Origin of the sequence: Inquilinus ginsengisoli, assembly GCF_050434925.1 — a bacterium.
In the GTDB taxonomy this organism is placed as follows: Bacteria; Pseudomonadota; Alphaproteobacteria; order DSM-16000; family Inquilinaceae; genus Inquilinus; species Inquilinus ginsengisoli_B.
Window position 1 is genome coordinate 2,505,793 of the sequence record NZ_JBNDJK010000001.1, and the last position, 12,856, is coordinate 2,518,648.

A 12,856-nucleotide genomic window follows, 5' to 3' on the forward strand; every position below is an offset into this window, starting at 1 on the left:
CCGCCGGACGCGATTCCGGACAGAAAATTTCGGGAGGACCAAGGTCCATGCGTGGTGTGAGAAACTGGGCGCTGGCGGCGCTCCTGTGCGGCGTCGCCGCGGTGCCGGCCCATGCGGCGGATGGCGTCGCCACCGGCGACACCTCGGGCAAGAAGATCGCGCTCAGCAACAACTACGCCGGCAATTCCTGGCGCCAGGCGATGCTGAAGAGCTGGGACGAGGTCGGCAAGGCGGCGGTCGAGAAGAAGCTGGTGGCCGAGGCCCCGGCCTTCACCACCGCCGACAACTCGCCGACCGACCAGGCGGCGCAGATCCAGAACATGATCCTGCAGGGCTATGACGCGATCGTGATCGACGCGGCCTCGCCGACCGCGGTCAACGGCGCGGTGAAGGAGGCCTGCGACGCCGGCATCGTCGTCGTCTCCTTCGACGGCATCGTCACCGAGCCCTGCGCCTGGCGCATCGCCATCGATTTCGAGGGCATGGGCAAGGCCCAGATGGACTACCTCGCCACCCGGATGCAGGGCGGCAAGCTCTTGGAGATCCGCGGCCTGGCCGGCGTCTTCGTCGACGACGAGATCCACAAGGGCATCGAGGCCGGGGTGAAGGCCCATTCCGGCTTCTCGATCGCCGGCTCGGTGCATGGCGACTGGACCCAGACCGTGGCGCAGCGCGAGGTCGCCGGCATCCTGCCGACCCTGCCGGAGATCGACGCGGTGGTGACCCAGGGCGGCGACGGCTACGGCGTCGCCCAGGCTTTCCAGGCGGCAGGGCGCAAGGTGCCCCTGATCATCATGGGCAACCGCTACGAAGAGCTGAAGTGGTGGAAGGAGCAGACCGCCAGCGGCTATGAGACGATGAGCCTGTCGATCGCGCCGGGCTCGGCCCAGGTCGCCTTCTGGGTGGCGCAGCAGATCCTGGCGGGCAAGGACGTGCCGAAGGACCTGCGGCTGCCGACCGTGGTGGTGGAGCAGGCCAAGCTCGACTACTGGCTGGCCCACACGCCGGACGGCGGCGTCACCAACGCGACCTACCCGCAGGATTGGACGGTCAAGCTGATCGACGCCATCGCCGCCGGCAAGGACCTGCCGGCGACGCCGACGGAGGGGTAAGCAGACTGAGAGCCGGCATGCTGCCGTCGGGACCGGCCCGTCCCTTCCATCCTCCCCCTCCCCTTGCGGGAGGGGGCAGGGGGAGGGGGCTGGCGCCGATAGGATCGATGTCGAGCGTCGTCTCGGCGCGGCAGAGGTCAAGGCTTCCTGTACGCCGGCTCCCGTCATCGACACCCCCTCCCCCTGCCCCCTCCCGCGGGGGGAGGGGGAGGGTGGAACTTGGGCGAGGCAAGGCAGGATTGGCATGACTGCTGCTGTACCGATCGTCGACTTCGCCGGGGTGGCCAAGAGCTTCGGGGCGGTCAGGGCGCTGGGCGGGGTCGACCTCGCGGTCGCGCCCGGCGAGTGCCTCGGCCTGGCCGGGCACAACGGCGCCGGCAAGTCGACGCTGATGAACGTGCTGGCCGGCACCCTGGCGCCGGACCAGGGGCGGCTGACCGTGCTGGGCGAGGACCGCACCGGCCGCTACGCCATCGGCCCGGCCCAGGCGCTCGGCATCCGCTGCGTATTCCAGGAGCTGTCGCTCTGCCCCAACCTGACGGTGGCGGAGAATGCGCGGATCACCCATCCCGGCCTGACCGGCCCGGGATGGCGCCGCCGCGCCGGCGACCTCATCATCGGCACGCTCGACCGCATCTTCCCCGGCCACGGCATCGCGCCGGAGGCCGAGGTGGCGGACCTGTCGATCGGCCGGCGCCAGATGGTCGAGATCGCCCGCGCCTTCAGCGTCACGGATGCGCCGCTGCACCTCGTGATCCTGGACGAGCCGACCTCCTCGCTCGACGCCGTCGCTGCCGGACAACTACTGGACTATGTCCGGCGGCGGGTGGCCGAGGGGCTGGCGGTGATCCTGATCACCCATATCCTGGGCGAGATCCTGTCGACCGCCGGCCGCATCGTGGTGATGCGCGACGGCCGGGTGGTCGGCGCCTGGACCGCTGGCGAGATCGACAAGCCCGGCCTGGTCGCCGCCATGGGCCATGCCGCCTCCGCCGCCGCGGAGGCCCGGGCGGAAGTCGACCGCTCGGCGCCGGTCCGGGTGCGTGTGCCGGCCGGGGCAGGGCTGGAACTGGTGGCGCGCGAGGGCGAGATCATCGGCCTCGCCGGCCTGGCCGGGCACGGCCAGAGCCGCCTGCTGCAGCGGGTCTACGACACCGCCACGGGGTCGCGCTTCGGCCTGCGCCGCGGCATGGAGGTGCGCGGCCGCGTCGCCTTCGTCGCCGGCGACCGCCAGACCGAGGGCGTGTTCCCGCTGTGGTCGATCGAGCGCAACATCACCATCCGCTCGCTGGCGGCGCTGCGCCGCTTCGGCCTGATCTCGCCCGCCGCCGAGGCGGCGCTGGGCCGGGAGTGGCAGGAGCGGATCGGCATCCGCGCGCCCGATCTGTCCGGCGGTATCCTCACGCTGTCCGGCGGCAACCAGCAGAAGGCGCTGTTCGCCCGTGCGCTGGGCTGCGACGCCGACACCGTGCTGATGGACGACCCGATGCGCGGCGTCGATGTCGGCACCAAGCACGAGGTCTACGGGCTCGTGCGGGCCCAGGCGCAGCAGGGCCGTGCCTTCCTCTGGTACACCACCGAGATGGAGGAGCTGGAGCACTGCGACCATGTCTATGTGTTCCGCAACAACCGCATCGTCGCCGATCTCAGCCGGTCGCAGCTGACCGAATCCGCCGTCCTCCAGGCCTCCTTCGCGGAAGAAGAGCGCCGCGCCTCATGACCGATCTCGCCTTGCCCCGGCCGCGGCCATCCTGGACCGCGCCCTTGACCCGCGCCTCGACCTGGCGGGCGCTGCTGCCCTTCCTGTCGCTGGTCGCGATCCTGGTGCCGATCTTCCTGATCAACCCGAGAACGATGAGCTATTTCGGGCTGAACCTGATGCTCGGCTTGGCCATCCCGATCATGTTCGCCACCCTGGCGCAGATGTGCATGCTGACGGTCAACGATCTCGACCTCGGCATCGGCGCCTATGTCGGCTTCGTCACCTGCGTCGCCGCGACCTGGCTGGTCAACGAGCCCCTGCTCGGCATCGCCGTGCTCGCCGGCGGCGTCCTGGCCTATGCCGCGGCAGGCGCGCTGATCCATTGGCGCAACGTGCCGTCGCTGGTGGTGACGCTGGGGATGAGCTTCGTCTGGCTCGGCCTCGCCATCCTGGTGCTGCCCTCGCCGGGCGGCGCCAGCCCGGCCTGGCTGCGCGCGGCGATGAGCTGGAAGCCGCCCTTCGTGCCGCTGCCGATCCTGGTGGCCATCGGGCTGGCCGCGCTGGTGCATCTGTTCCTGATGCGCTCGGCCCTCGGCGCGGTGCTGCGCGGCGCCGGCGGCAACCCGAAGGCGATCACCCGGGCCGGTTGGTCGCTGCTGCGGATCCGGGTCGGACTCTACGCCCTGGCCGGGGTGTTCGGCCTGCTGGCCGGGCTGTCGCTGCTGGGCCTCTCGACCTCGGGCGACAGCAACATCGCCCAGCGCTACACCCTGCTGTCGATCGCCGGCGCCATCCTCGGCGGCTGCGACTTCGTCGGCGGTCGGGTGTCGCCGGTCGGGGCGGTGGTCGGCGCGCTGGTGCTGACCCTCGCGGGATCGCTGCTGACCTTCATGCGGATCTCGCCCGACTGGCAGATCGGCGCCCAGGGCGCGATTCTGATCATCGTCCTGGCCCTCAGGGCCTTGACCAGCCGGAGGCGGCGATGACCCGAGTTTCGGTGTGGGCCGCCGACCGGCCCTGGCTGTGGTCCTGGGTCGGGGCGGTGCTGCTGTGGCTGGCGGTGGTCGCCATCGCCGCGGGCGAGGGGGCGGGGCAGGTGCTGACCGCCGCGCTCAGCTTCGGCGTGTTCTTCGTCGTCGTCGCCATCGGCCAGATGTTCGTGATCGCGATGGGACCGGGCAACATCGACCTGTCGATCCCGTCCAACATCGCCCTGTCCGGCTCGGTCGCCATGATCGTGATGGCCGGGCAGGACGGCATGATCTTGCCGGGGCTGGCCGCGGCGGTGGCCGCCGGCCTGGCGGTCGGCATCGCCAACTGGGCCCTGATCCGCGGCTTCGCCATGCCGCCGATCATCGCCACCCTGTCTTCCAGCCTGGTGTTCCAGTCGGTCGCCATCGCCTATGGCCGTGGGCTGCGAGTGTCGCCGCCGGAGGGCTTCGCCGCCTTCACCACCTGGCAGATCGCGGGCGTGCCGGTGATGGCGGTGGCCGGCTTCGCGCTGGCCGCGGTCATGGCGGTGGTGCTGCAGCGCACGATTTTCGGCCGGTCGGTGCTGGCGGTCGGGCAGAACCCGCGCGCCGCCCATCTGGCCGGGGTAAAGGTCGAGCGCACGCGGTTCCTGACCTATGCCCTGTCCGGCGGCTTCGCCGGGCTGGCCGGGGCCTTGATGGCCGGGTATTTCGGCGGCGCATCGCTCGACATGGGCAAGGACTACCTGCTGAACTCGATCGCCGTGGTGGTGATCGGCGGCACCAGCGTCGCCGGCGGCCGGGCCAACCTGCCGGGGCTGTGGGGGGCTTCGCTGTTCCTGTTCCTGCTGGTGACGATGCTGAACGCGCTCGGCACCGGAACCGGGTTGCGGCTGGTGCTGACCGGCCTGATCATCATCGCCGTGATCGTCGCGGCGGGCGGCGAGAAGACGCGCTGACATCGGCGTTCGAAGGAGAGACCCAGTGCATAAGATCGCCGTCATCGGCCTCGGCAAGATCACCCAGGATCAGCATCTGCCGGTGATCGACAAGAGCGGTTCGTTCGAGCTGGCGGCGGTGGTCAGCACCCGCGGCCTCGGCCATGGCGGCGTGCCGAGCTACCGCACCCCGGCCGAGCTCTACACCGCCCGGCCGGATATCGGCATCGTCGCGGTCAACACCCCGCCGGAGGTGCGCCACGGCCTCGCCCGCGAGGCGCTGCTGGCCGGCAAGGATGTGCTGCTGGAGAAGCCGCCGGCGGCGACGCTGACCGAGTTGGCCGATCTCGAGGCGACGGCCGCGGCCCAGGGCCGCGTGCTGTTCGCCACCTGGCATTCGCGCTTCAACCCGGCGGTCGAGGCGGCGCGGGACCTGCTGGCCGTGGGCGTCCGGTCGGTGAAGATCGAATGGCGCGAGGATGTCCGCAAATGGCATCCGGGCCAGGACTGGGTGTGGGCGCCCGGCGGCTTCGGGGTGTTCGACCCCGGCATCAACGCGCTGTCGATCTTCACCCGCATCCTGCCCTTCGTGCCCTTCGTCCGCAGCGCGGAGCTGACCTATCCCGCCAACCGGCAGACGCCGATCGCGGCCCAGGTCGTGTTCGGCAGCACCGACCCGGCGGCGCCCACCCTGACCGCCGATTTCGACTGGCGCGAGCAGGGTGACGAGAAGTGGCACATGACGATCGAGACGGCGGACGGCCGCCCGGCCCGGCTGTTCAAGGGCGGCGGCGCCCTGTCGGTCGGCGGCACGGTCGTGGCGGAGGCGCCGAGCGAGGAGTACGAGCGGATCTACGAGCACTTCGCCGATCTGCTCGCCGCCCGCCGCAGCGACGTCGACGGCGCGCCCCTGCGCCTGGTCGCCGATGCCATGCTGGTCGGCAAACGGCTGAGCACCGACGCGTTCGAGTGGTGAGAAGGCGGTCCTTCGCGAGTGGCTGAAGGCGGAGCCTGGATAAGGTCGCTCCGCTTCAACGCCGGGCCCCGTCATAGGCATGGCGGCATTGCTCGATACGGGGCCAATTGTCCCTGATCCAGGAAGTGAATCCCTCAAGCGCAGGCAGCATGCTGGCGCCCATTTCGGTCAGTTCGTACTCGACGCGCGGGGGCACTTCCGGGAAGTAGTGGCGCACCAGAAGGCCGTCACGTTCCAGATTGCGTAACGTGAGCGTAAGCATGCGCTGAGTAATTCCCTCGATGCCGCTCTTGAGACTGGAGAAGCGGAGTCGATGCCCGGACGCCACCGCAAGATGGCTCATGACCAGGATCGTCCATTTGTCGCCAAGGCGAGCGAGGACGCTGTGGGGGGCGCAGGGCCTGAACGCGGGGCCTTGGCCGGTTTCCTCATAGGGTCGTCCGTGAATCACTCGGTCCAAGCGTACCATCCTTGTGCCTGAGGTAGAGAAATGTGCCGTCTTCCGGCTGTTCCGCAGTGGTATATATGAGTAACCCTTGTTCAAACACGAGGGTGTTCCATGTCCGATGACAAGCAGCCGATCTTGGTATTCGGCGCTACTGGCCAACAGGGCGGATCGGTCGCTTCCGCGCTTCTTGAGGCGGGCTGGCCGGTTCGTGCTTTGGTGCGTAATCCTCAATCAGCGAAATCGATCGCGCTGAACGACGCCGGTGTCGAGCTGGTGCAGGGCGATTTTGCCTGTGTCCAATCGATTCGGGAGGGAATGAAGGGCGTCCACGGCGTTTTCAGCGTGCAACCAAGTTCGGGTCAGGGGCCCGATCTCGGGCTGACCGACGAAGAAGAGTTGCACTACGGAATCGCAATTGCCGATCTCGCGGTCGAGAGCGCCGTCCAACACCTCGTCTACAGTTCCTCCGGGGCCGTCGGCGACGAACCGACCGGCATGGGGCATTTCGATACGAAGGCCCGCATCGAGGCCCATATCCGCACGCTGCCGATCACCGCGACCGTGATCCGGCCGGTGGCTTTCATGGAGATGCTGCTGATGCCTGGCTTCGGCCTGGACCAGGGCCAGTTCAATTTCTTCGCCAAGAGAGACCAGCCGATGCAGCTTCTAGCGGTCGAGGATATCGGCAAATTCGTCGCGCCGATCTTCGCCGACTCGGGGCACTTCGGCGGCGCGACGATCGAGGTCGCAAGTGATACCGTCGCAGGTCGAGAGCTGGAGGCCTTGTTTACCGAGGCCGCGGGTCGTCCGATACCCTATGCGCGCTTTTCCGACGAGGTTCTGTCAGCCAATCCCTTCCTCGCGAAACTGACCGAGCTGTTCGATGCGGGACGACTTACGGGGAAAGCGAACCTCGATGCCCTGCGGGAGATCAATCCGAATCTGCAATCCTTCCGTTCCTGGCTCAACGGCACAGGTCGCGAGGCTTTTCAAAAGGCTCTCGGAACGGCTGGTGCGTGGGATTACGGGTACGCGTAACGACCAAATCAGCCCGAACTCGTCCGCTCCCGATCGCCGTTGCTGAGAGGCGGACACGTAGGACCCGCCCCATGACGGCAAAAGGATAGGCCTCACTTGCAGGCGCAGGACGCGCCCTGGCTGCCGAAGTTCTTGGCCACGAAGCTCTGGGCGTCCGAGAGGTAGTCGAAGGCGCCGAACTGGCAGACATTGCTGCCGCGGGCGGTCTTCTCCTGCTCCAGGGTGCGCATCTCGATCTCGATCCGCCCGTCGGCGCAGAACACGCCGTACTCGCCGGCCGCCCAGGCCGGCCCTGCCAGCGCGATCAGGCCCGCAAGGCCGAGCAGAACGCCACGCATCATAGTCCTCCCCCTGTCGGTTCGTTCCGCCGAGCATAGCACAGGGGAAGGGCCCGCGCCGGTCCGGAGACCGGCGCGGGGGCATCCGTCAGGCCTGGCCGAGATCGCCCATGGCGGGATCGGACACGCTTGGGGTGCCGTCCTCCATGCGCCCGGCGAAGCGCCGGGTGAACAGGGCGTCACCCTCGACCCGCGCGGTGAAGTCGTACCATTTGCCCTGCAGCAGCAGCGGCAGATAGGCGGTCGACTGGCCGTGCGGCACCACCAGCTGCCGCCGGGGCAGGTTGAACAGGCTGTAGGCGTTGGCCTTCAGCGTGAACACGCAGGGCACGTTGCCGCGGTTGATCAGCTTGACGATCAGGCCGCAGGCCCGCTTGTCGTAGGAGACCGCGATTTCCGGCGCCGGCTTGCGCCCATTGGCGACGACCGAGCCGGTGAAGTGCCGGTGGAAGCCGTTCGGCCCCAGCACCCACAGGTCGTACTTGCCGTAGTCGGGGGACGTGGTCCACTCGCCCGCCAGTTCCTTGCCCGCCTCGACCGTGTAGCGGCGCGGTACCCGGTCGAGATGCAGCCGGTCATAGACGTGGAACACGGCGCCCTGGTCCCCGGTGTTGGCGAAGTGCAGCCGGATCCGGTTGCCGGCGGCGTCGGTCTCGGCGCCGGCATTCAGCTCGTAGGGCAGGGCGCGCGACGGGCGGATGCCGCGGGCCTGACGCGGGGCCTTCTGCGCCCCCTCGTCCGGCAGCGGCACTTGCGGAAGGGCTTCCTGCTGCGCCCGCAGCGCATCGGCCTGGGCCTTGGTCTGGGTCGGCAGCCGCGGCGGCCGCTCGCTGTTCGGGGTCAGGAAGTTGAAAGCCGAGGTCAGGTCGCCGCAGACCGCGCGGCGATGGGCGCTGATGTTCGGCTCCTGCACCTCGAAGCGGCGCTCCAGGAAGCGCAGCACCGAGGTGTGGTCGAACACTTCGGAGTTGACCCAGCCGCCGCGGCTCCAGGGCGAGACGATGGTGCAGGGCACGCGCGGGCCGGGGCCGAAGACGCGGCCGTCCGGCGCCGGCTGGCCCTTGGTGCCGGGCGGCACCGGGTAGTTGAAGCGCTCGAAGGCGATCGCCTGGTCCGACAGGGTCGAGGCGCCGGCCGGGCTGCCGTCGGGGTTCAGCGAATGCACCGCCGGCGACGGCACATGGTCGAAGAACCCGTCATTCTCGTCGAAATTGACGATCAGGACGGTGCGGCTCCACAGGTCCGGATTGGCGATCAGCGCCGCCAGCACCTCCTGGATGTACCAGGCGCCCTGCACCGGGCTGGACGGGCCGGGATGCTCCGAATAGGTCTCCGGCCCCACCACCCAGGACACCTGGGGCAGCTTGCCGGCGCGGATGTCGGCCTTGAACTCCTCCAGCAGGCCGCTGGCCGGCATGGTGTTGCCGACGCCCTTGTACAGCGGCTGCGCCTTGTCCTGCGACGGCTGCCAGGGGATATAGGGCTTGCCGTCCGGGCCGTTGCCCATCGCCTCGCTGGCGCGGCGGTACTGCTTGAACCCGGCCAGCGGGTTGTCGGTGAAGTTGTCCGGCAGGTTCTGGTACAGCTTCCAGGACACGCCGGCCTTCTGCAGCCGCTCCGGATAGGTGGTCCAGGTGTAGCCCTGGCTGGACGGGCCGAAATCGTCCCACTCATTGACCACCGCGGCAACGCCGGCGCCGGTCGGCCCGTTGGTGCCGGTCCAGTGGAATAGCCGGTTCGGGTTGGTGCCGCCATGCAGCGAGCAGTGATAGGCGTCGCAGAGGGTGAAGGCGTTGGCCAGGGCGTACTGGAAGGGGACCTCCCCCTCCTTGTAGTAGCCCATCGACTGGTCGTGCTTGAACAGCGGCCACTGATTCATCCGGCCGTTGGCCCAGGCGTCCTGGGCGTCGCCCCAGCTGTGCGGCGTGCCCGAGACGCGCTGCGCGTTGCCGCGGCGCTCGTCCAGGTGATACGGCATCACCACCCGGGTGCCGTTCCACTGCTGGAACACGCTGCGGCCGTTCGCCAGCGGGATGGTGAAGCGGTCGCCGAAGCCGCGGACGCCCGGGAAGGTCCCGAAATAATTGTCGAAGGACCGGTTCTCCTGCATCAGGATCACCACATGCTCGACATCCTTGATCGAGCGGGTGGCGTTGTGCGCGGGGATGGCCAGTGCGTCGCGGATCACCGGCGGGAACATCGACAGCGCAGCGGCGCCGCCGGCCGCGGCACCGGCCATCTTCAGGAAGTCGCGCCTGCTTTCGGACGTCATTTCGGATCCTTGCGAAGGGAAACTCGACGCTCCGGTCGCGTCGGGGCAGTGGTCGCCGGACATGCATCAGGCACAGCACCGCCCTCCGCCGCGAATCCCGGGGGATTGCGACGTCGGTAATGGTGCTGTTTCAAATGTGGCCGGACCGTAGCCAAGGTTTGTTGCAGTCAGATGTCGCTTCGCTGGGTTTTCTCAGGAATGTTGTGGATGATTTCTCTTGCCGACATGGCGGAAGGTTCCGCGGATGCTTGCCGAATTTGATTTCGTGTCGAGTGAAATGAGATTGAGAATGATTTGCAGAATATTGTTGACGTTTCGGCGCCGCTGCGGATAACTCACAACCGGATCGCGCGGTCCGAGGCCAATCAACGCCCGCGCCGTCGCATTCCCGGTTCAGCCAGGTCGGATCGTCCCCCAGCCGCCGGACTCGTTCTCGCGCAGTGGGGGAAGTCAGCATGGTCGGTCGGTATCGCGGTGCGCTGCGCCTGGGCGTGGCGTTGGGCGCCTTGAGTCTGGGTGGCGCGGCCGCTCTCGCACAGTCGGTGCCGGACACCGCCACGCCGGCCGGGCCGGTCCAACCGGCCGACCCGGCGCTGCAGCTGGCGCCGATCCCGGTCACCGGTGCCGCGGTCGAGGACCAGCCGGCCTGGACCGACAGCACCGACCGGGAGGAGCTGGACCAGCGCTTCGTGCGCAGCTGGACCGATCTCGGGCGCCGCGTCGACGCCGGGGTGAACTTTAACCGTGCCAATGACAGCATCAACATCCGTGGCCTCGACGGCGACCGGGTGCTGACCACGCTCGACGGCATCCGGCTGCCCTATCTGAACGACGGCGCCCGCGAGGTCCGCGGCGGGCTGCGCAGCTTCGACTTCGACTCCCTGTCCAAGGTCGAGGTCATCCGCGGCGCCGATTCCAGCCGCTACGGCTCGGGCGCGCTCGGCGGCGTGCTGGCGCTCCGCACCTTCGATCCGGAGGACCTGCTGGCCGACGGCCAGGACTATGGCGGCATCGGCAAGTTCGGCTATCAGGGCGACGACGACAGCGTCGGCGGCAGCGCCGCGGTCGCCGGCCGCATCGCCACCGACACCTATCTCATGCTGCAGGGCGGCTTCCGCATCGGCCACGAGCTCGACAACCGCGGCAATGTCGGCGGCTACGGTGCCGAGCGGACCAAACCGAACCCGGACGACTACGACCAGCAGAACATCCTGGTGAAGCTGGCGCATCATTTCGAGGGCGGCCACCGCCTGTCCTTCACCGGCGAGTATTTCCGCCGCCAGGACAATCTCGACATCCGAACCGACCAGGGACCGGGCGAGAGCTACCTGATCGGTCATGACGACGGCCTCGAGCGCACCGAACGCAAGCGCGCCTCGGTCGACTACGACTACACGGCGCCGGACTCGGGCGGGCTGCTCGACCGGGCACATCTGACGCTGTACTGGCTGGAGACCGAGCGGCTCGACGGCAATGACGGCCTGCGCAGCGTCGATTCCCGCGCCTTCATCATCCCGGGCGACCCGTTCCAATACGGCTATCCCAGCGGTCGCTACGAGCGCCGGAACCGGATCGAGGAGACGCTGTGGGGCCTGAACGGCGAGGCCGGGAAGACGGTCGACCTGGTCGGGCTGCCGAACCGCCTGACCCTGGGCGGCGAGTACTATCACATCGGGGTCGAGCAGCATTCCGGCGGCGTCGACAACTGCCCGGCGACGCCGACCACGCGGCCGCCGATCTTCGGCCCGCGGCTGTGCAGCTTCCTGCACAGCAACCAGGCCGACATGCCGGAGGTGCAGGGCAACACCGTCGGCCTCTATGCCGAGGACGAGATCGCGCTGCTCGACGGCCGGGTCAAGATCACCCCCGGCCTGCGCTTCGACTGGTACGAGCTGAACCCGCAGGAGACCGCGGCCTATCGCGATAATCCGAATGTTGGGGCGAATGCCGGGCCCAATGGCGGCGACCTGCCGTCCTCGTCCTCCGACAGCGCGCTGTCGCCGAAGGTGATGCTGTCCTGGCAGGCGCTGGAGGAGGTGACTTTCTATGCTCAATGGGCCAAGGGCTTCAAGGCGCCGACGGCCGACCAGCTGTACCTCAACTATGGCGGCGCCGGCACCTATCTCCGGCTCGGCAACCCGGATCTGAAGCCGGAGACCAGCAGCGGCTACGAGATCGGGGCGCGGCTCGGCGACGACGACCTCGGCGGCTCGATCACCTGGTTCGACAACTGGTACCGCAACTTCATCGACGCGGTCAGCGTCGATCCCGAAAGCGTCGGCGTGCCGTCCGGCACCTATCCGCTCGGCGTCAGCGCCTATCAGAACCGGGCGCGGGTGCGGATCTACGGCATCGAGGCCGCGGCGCATTGGCGCTTCGGCGACGGCTGGCGCAGCTGGGCCTCGCTGGCCTGGGCGGTGGGCCGCGACGAGGGCGAGGACATCTATCTCAACTCGGTGCCGCCGCTGCGCGCCATTCTCGGCCTCGGCTACGACGCCGCCAGCTGGGGCGCCGACGCCTCGGTGACCATGGCGACGAAGCGCGACAAGGTCGAGGACGAGGAGACGCAGTTCAAGGCGCCCGGCTACGCCATCGTCGACTTGACCGGCTGGTGGGAGCCGGAGCGGCTGAACGGCGTGCGCATTCAGGCCGGCGTGTTCAACCTGTTCGACCGCAAGTATTACGACGCGCTGAACGTGCCCGACGATCCGACCCAACCGCTGCGCTACTACACCGAGCCGGGCCGCAGCGTGCGCGTGAACCTGACGTACAGGTTCTGAGAAGGGCGGCGTGCGTGATCCCTGGCCGGCTCCCGCGCTCCGCGCCGGGACTGGCCGGCGCCGGATGGGGTGAGGTCCGTCAGGGCTGCGGAACGATCGGATTGGACGAATTCACGCCGGGTTCGGCGTTCGGATCGGCCTGGGCTTCGACAGCGGCCGTCGGGTCTCGAACGCTGAGGTTGAATCGATCGCTCGGGACCTGGGGGCTCGAGCAGGCGGTTATGGCGAGGGCAGCCAGAACCATCGGAATGAATGCCGGTACCGGAGTCTGCATGATCCGA

11 protein-coding genes are annotated in these 12,856 nt (G+C 68.6%); 7 read left to right on the top strand and 4 right to left on the bottom strand.

Annotated elements, in window-relative coordinates; genetic code table 11:
- The first annotated feature begins 47 nt into the window (after positions 1-47).
- From QFZ27_RS11905 to QFZ27_RS11925, 5 genes are all read left to right on the top strand, one after another.
- A complete protein-coding gene (locus QFZ27_RS11905) occupies positions 48-1,112 on the top strand; it encodes an ABC transporter substrate-binding protein (protein ID WP_429226590.1) in 1,065 nt (354 codons plus the stop codon).
- Between the two features lie 244 nt (positions 1,113-1,356).
- The gene (locus tag QFZ27_RS11910) at positions 1,357-2,832 is read left to right on the top strand and encodes a sugar ABC transporter ATP-binding protein (protein WP_429226592.1); all 1,476 of its coding nucleotides are present in this window, start codon (positions 1,357-1,359) and stop codon (positions 2,830-2,832) included.
- A complete protein-coding gene (locus QFZ27_RS11915) occupies positions 2,829-3,800 on the top strand; it encodes an ABC transporter permease (protein WP_429226593.1) in 972 nt (323 codons plus the stop codon). Before QFZ27_RS11910 ends, QFZ27_RS11915 begins: the two co-directional genes overlap by 4 nt.
- On the top strand, positions 3,797-4,744 hold the full coding sequence (locus tag QFZ27_RS11920) for an ABC transporter permease (RefSeq protein WP_429226594.1): 948 nt from the start codon (positions 3,797-3,799) through the stop codon (positions 4,742-4,744). Before QFZ27_RS11915 ends, QFZ27_RS11920 begins: the two co-directional genes overlap by 4 nt.
- Positions 4,745-4,769: 25 nt before the next feature.
- Positions 4,770-5,699: a Gfo/Idh/MocA family protein gene (locus QFZ27_RS11925; RefSeq protein ID WP_429226595.1), complete on the top strand. Its 930-nt coding sequence runs from the start codon at positions 4,770-4,772 to the stop codon at positions 5,697-5,699.
- A gap of 55 nt (positions 5,700-5,754) precedes the next feature.
- Here the strand turns inward: QFZ27_RS11925 and QFZ27_RS11930 are convergent, their stop codons facing one another.
- Positions 5,755-6,168, bottom strand: coding sequence for a winged helix-turn-helix transcriptional regulator (locus tag QFZ27_RS11930; protein WP_429226596.1), 414 nt, complete (start codon positions 6,166-6,168; stop codon positions 5,755-5,757).
- A 90-nt stretch (positions 6,169-6,258) separates the two neighbouring features.
- On the opposite strand from QFZ27_RS11930, the gene QFZ27_RS11935 reads away from it, so the two are divergent.
- Positions 6,259-7,185, top strand: coding sequence for an NmrA/HSCARG family protein (locus QFZ27_RS11935; protein WP_429226597.1), 927 nt, complete (start codon positions 6,259-6,261; stop codon positions 7,183-7,185).
- 92 nt (positions 7,186-7,277) lie between these two features.
- On the opposite strand, the gene QFZ27_RS11940 is transcribed toward QFZ27_RS11935, so the two are convergent.
- Complete coding sequence (locus QFZ27_RS11940; RefSeq protein ID WP_429226599.1) at positions 7,278-7,523, bottom strand: hypothetical protein; 246 nt, start codon at positions 7,521-7,523, stop codon at positions 7,278-7,280.
- An 88-nt stretch (positions 7,524-7,611) separates the two neighbouring features.
- Entirely contained in the window at positions 7,612-9,795 is a 2,184-nt protein-coding gene (locus QFZ27_RS11945) for a phosphocholine-specific phospholipase C (RefSeq protein ID WP_429226600.1), read from the bottom strand.
- A 455-nt stretch (positions 9,796-10,250) separates the two neighbouring features.
- On the opposite strand from QFZ27_RS11945, the gene QFZ27_RS11950 reads away from it, so the two are divergent.
- Positions 10,251-12,575 (top strand): TonB-dependent hemoglobin/transferrin/lactoferrin family receptor, encoded by a 2,325-nt coding sequence (locus QFZ27_RS11950; RefSeq protein ID WP_429226601.1) that lies wholly within the window; start codon positions 10,251-10,253, stop codon positions 12,573-12,575.
- A 79-nt stretch (positions 12,576-12,654) separates the two neighbouring features.
- Here QFZ27_RS11950 and QFZ27_RS11955 read toward each other — a convergent pair whose 3' ends face one another.
- Entirely contained in the window at positions 12,655-12,849 is a 195-nt protein-coding gene (locus tag QFZ27_RS11955; RefSeq protein WP_429226602.1) for a hypothetical protein, read from the bottom strand.
- Between the last annotated feature and the right edge of the window lie 7 nt (positions 12,850-12,856).

Coding starts and splice junctions, on each gene's coding strand:
- QFZ27_RS11905 (WP_429226590.1), top strand. CDS start 48: ATGCGTGGTGTGAGAAACTGGGCGCTGGCGGCGCTCCTGTGCGGCGTC.
- QFZ27_RS11910 (WP_429226592.1), top strand. CDS start 1,357: ATGACTGCTGCTGTACCGATCGTCGACTTCGCCGGGGTGGCCAAGAGC.
- QFZ27_RS11915 (WP_429226593.1), top strand. CDS start 2,829: ATGACCGATCTCGCCTTGCCCCGGCCGCGGCCATCCTGGACCGCGCCC.
- QFZ27_RS11920 (WP_429226594.1), top strand. CDS start 3,797: ATGACCCGAGTTTCGGTGTGGGCCGCCGACCGGCCCTGGCTGTGGTCC.
- QFZ27_RS11930 (WP_429226596.1), bottom strand. CDS start 6,168: ATGGTACGCTTGGACCGAGTGATTCACGGACGACCCTATGAGGAAACC.
- QFZ27_RS11935 (WP_429226597.1), top strand. CDS start 6,259: ATGTCCGATGACAAGCAGCCGATCTTGGTATTCGGCGCTACTGGCCAA.
- QFZ27_RS11940 (WP_429226599.1), bottom strand. CDS start 7,523: ATGCGTGGCGTTCTGCTCGGCCTTGCGGGCCTGATCGCGCTGGCAGGG.
- QFZ27_RS11945 (WP_429226600.1), bottom strand. CDS start 9,795: ATGACGTCCGAAAGCAGGCGCGACTTCCTGAAGATGGCCGGTGCCGCG.
- QFZ27_RS11950 (WP_429226601.1), top strand. CDS start 10,251: ATGGTCGGTCGGTATCGCGGTGCGCTGCGCCTGGGCGTGGCGTTGGGC.
- QFZ27_RS11955 (WP_429226602.1), bottom strand. CDS start 12,849: ATGCAGACTCCGGTACCGGCATTCATTCCGATGGTTCTGGCTGCCCTC.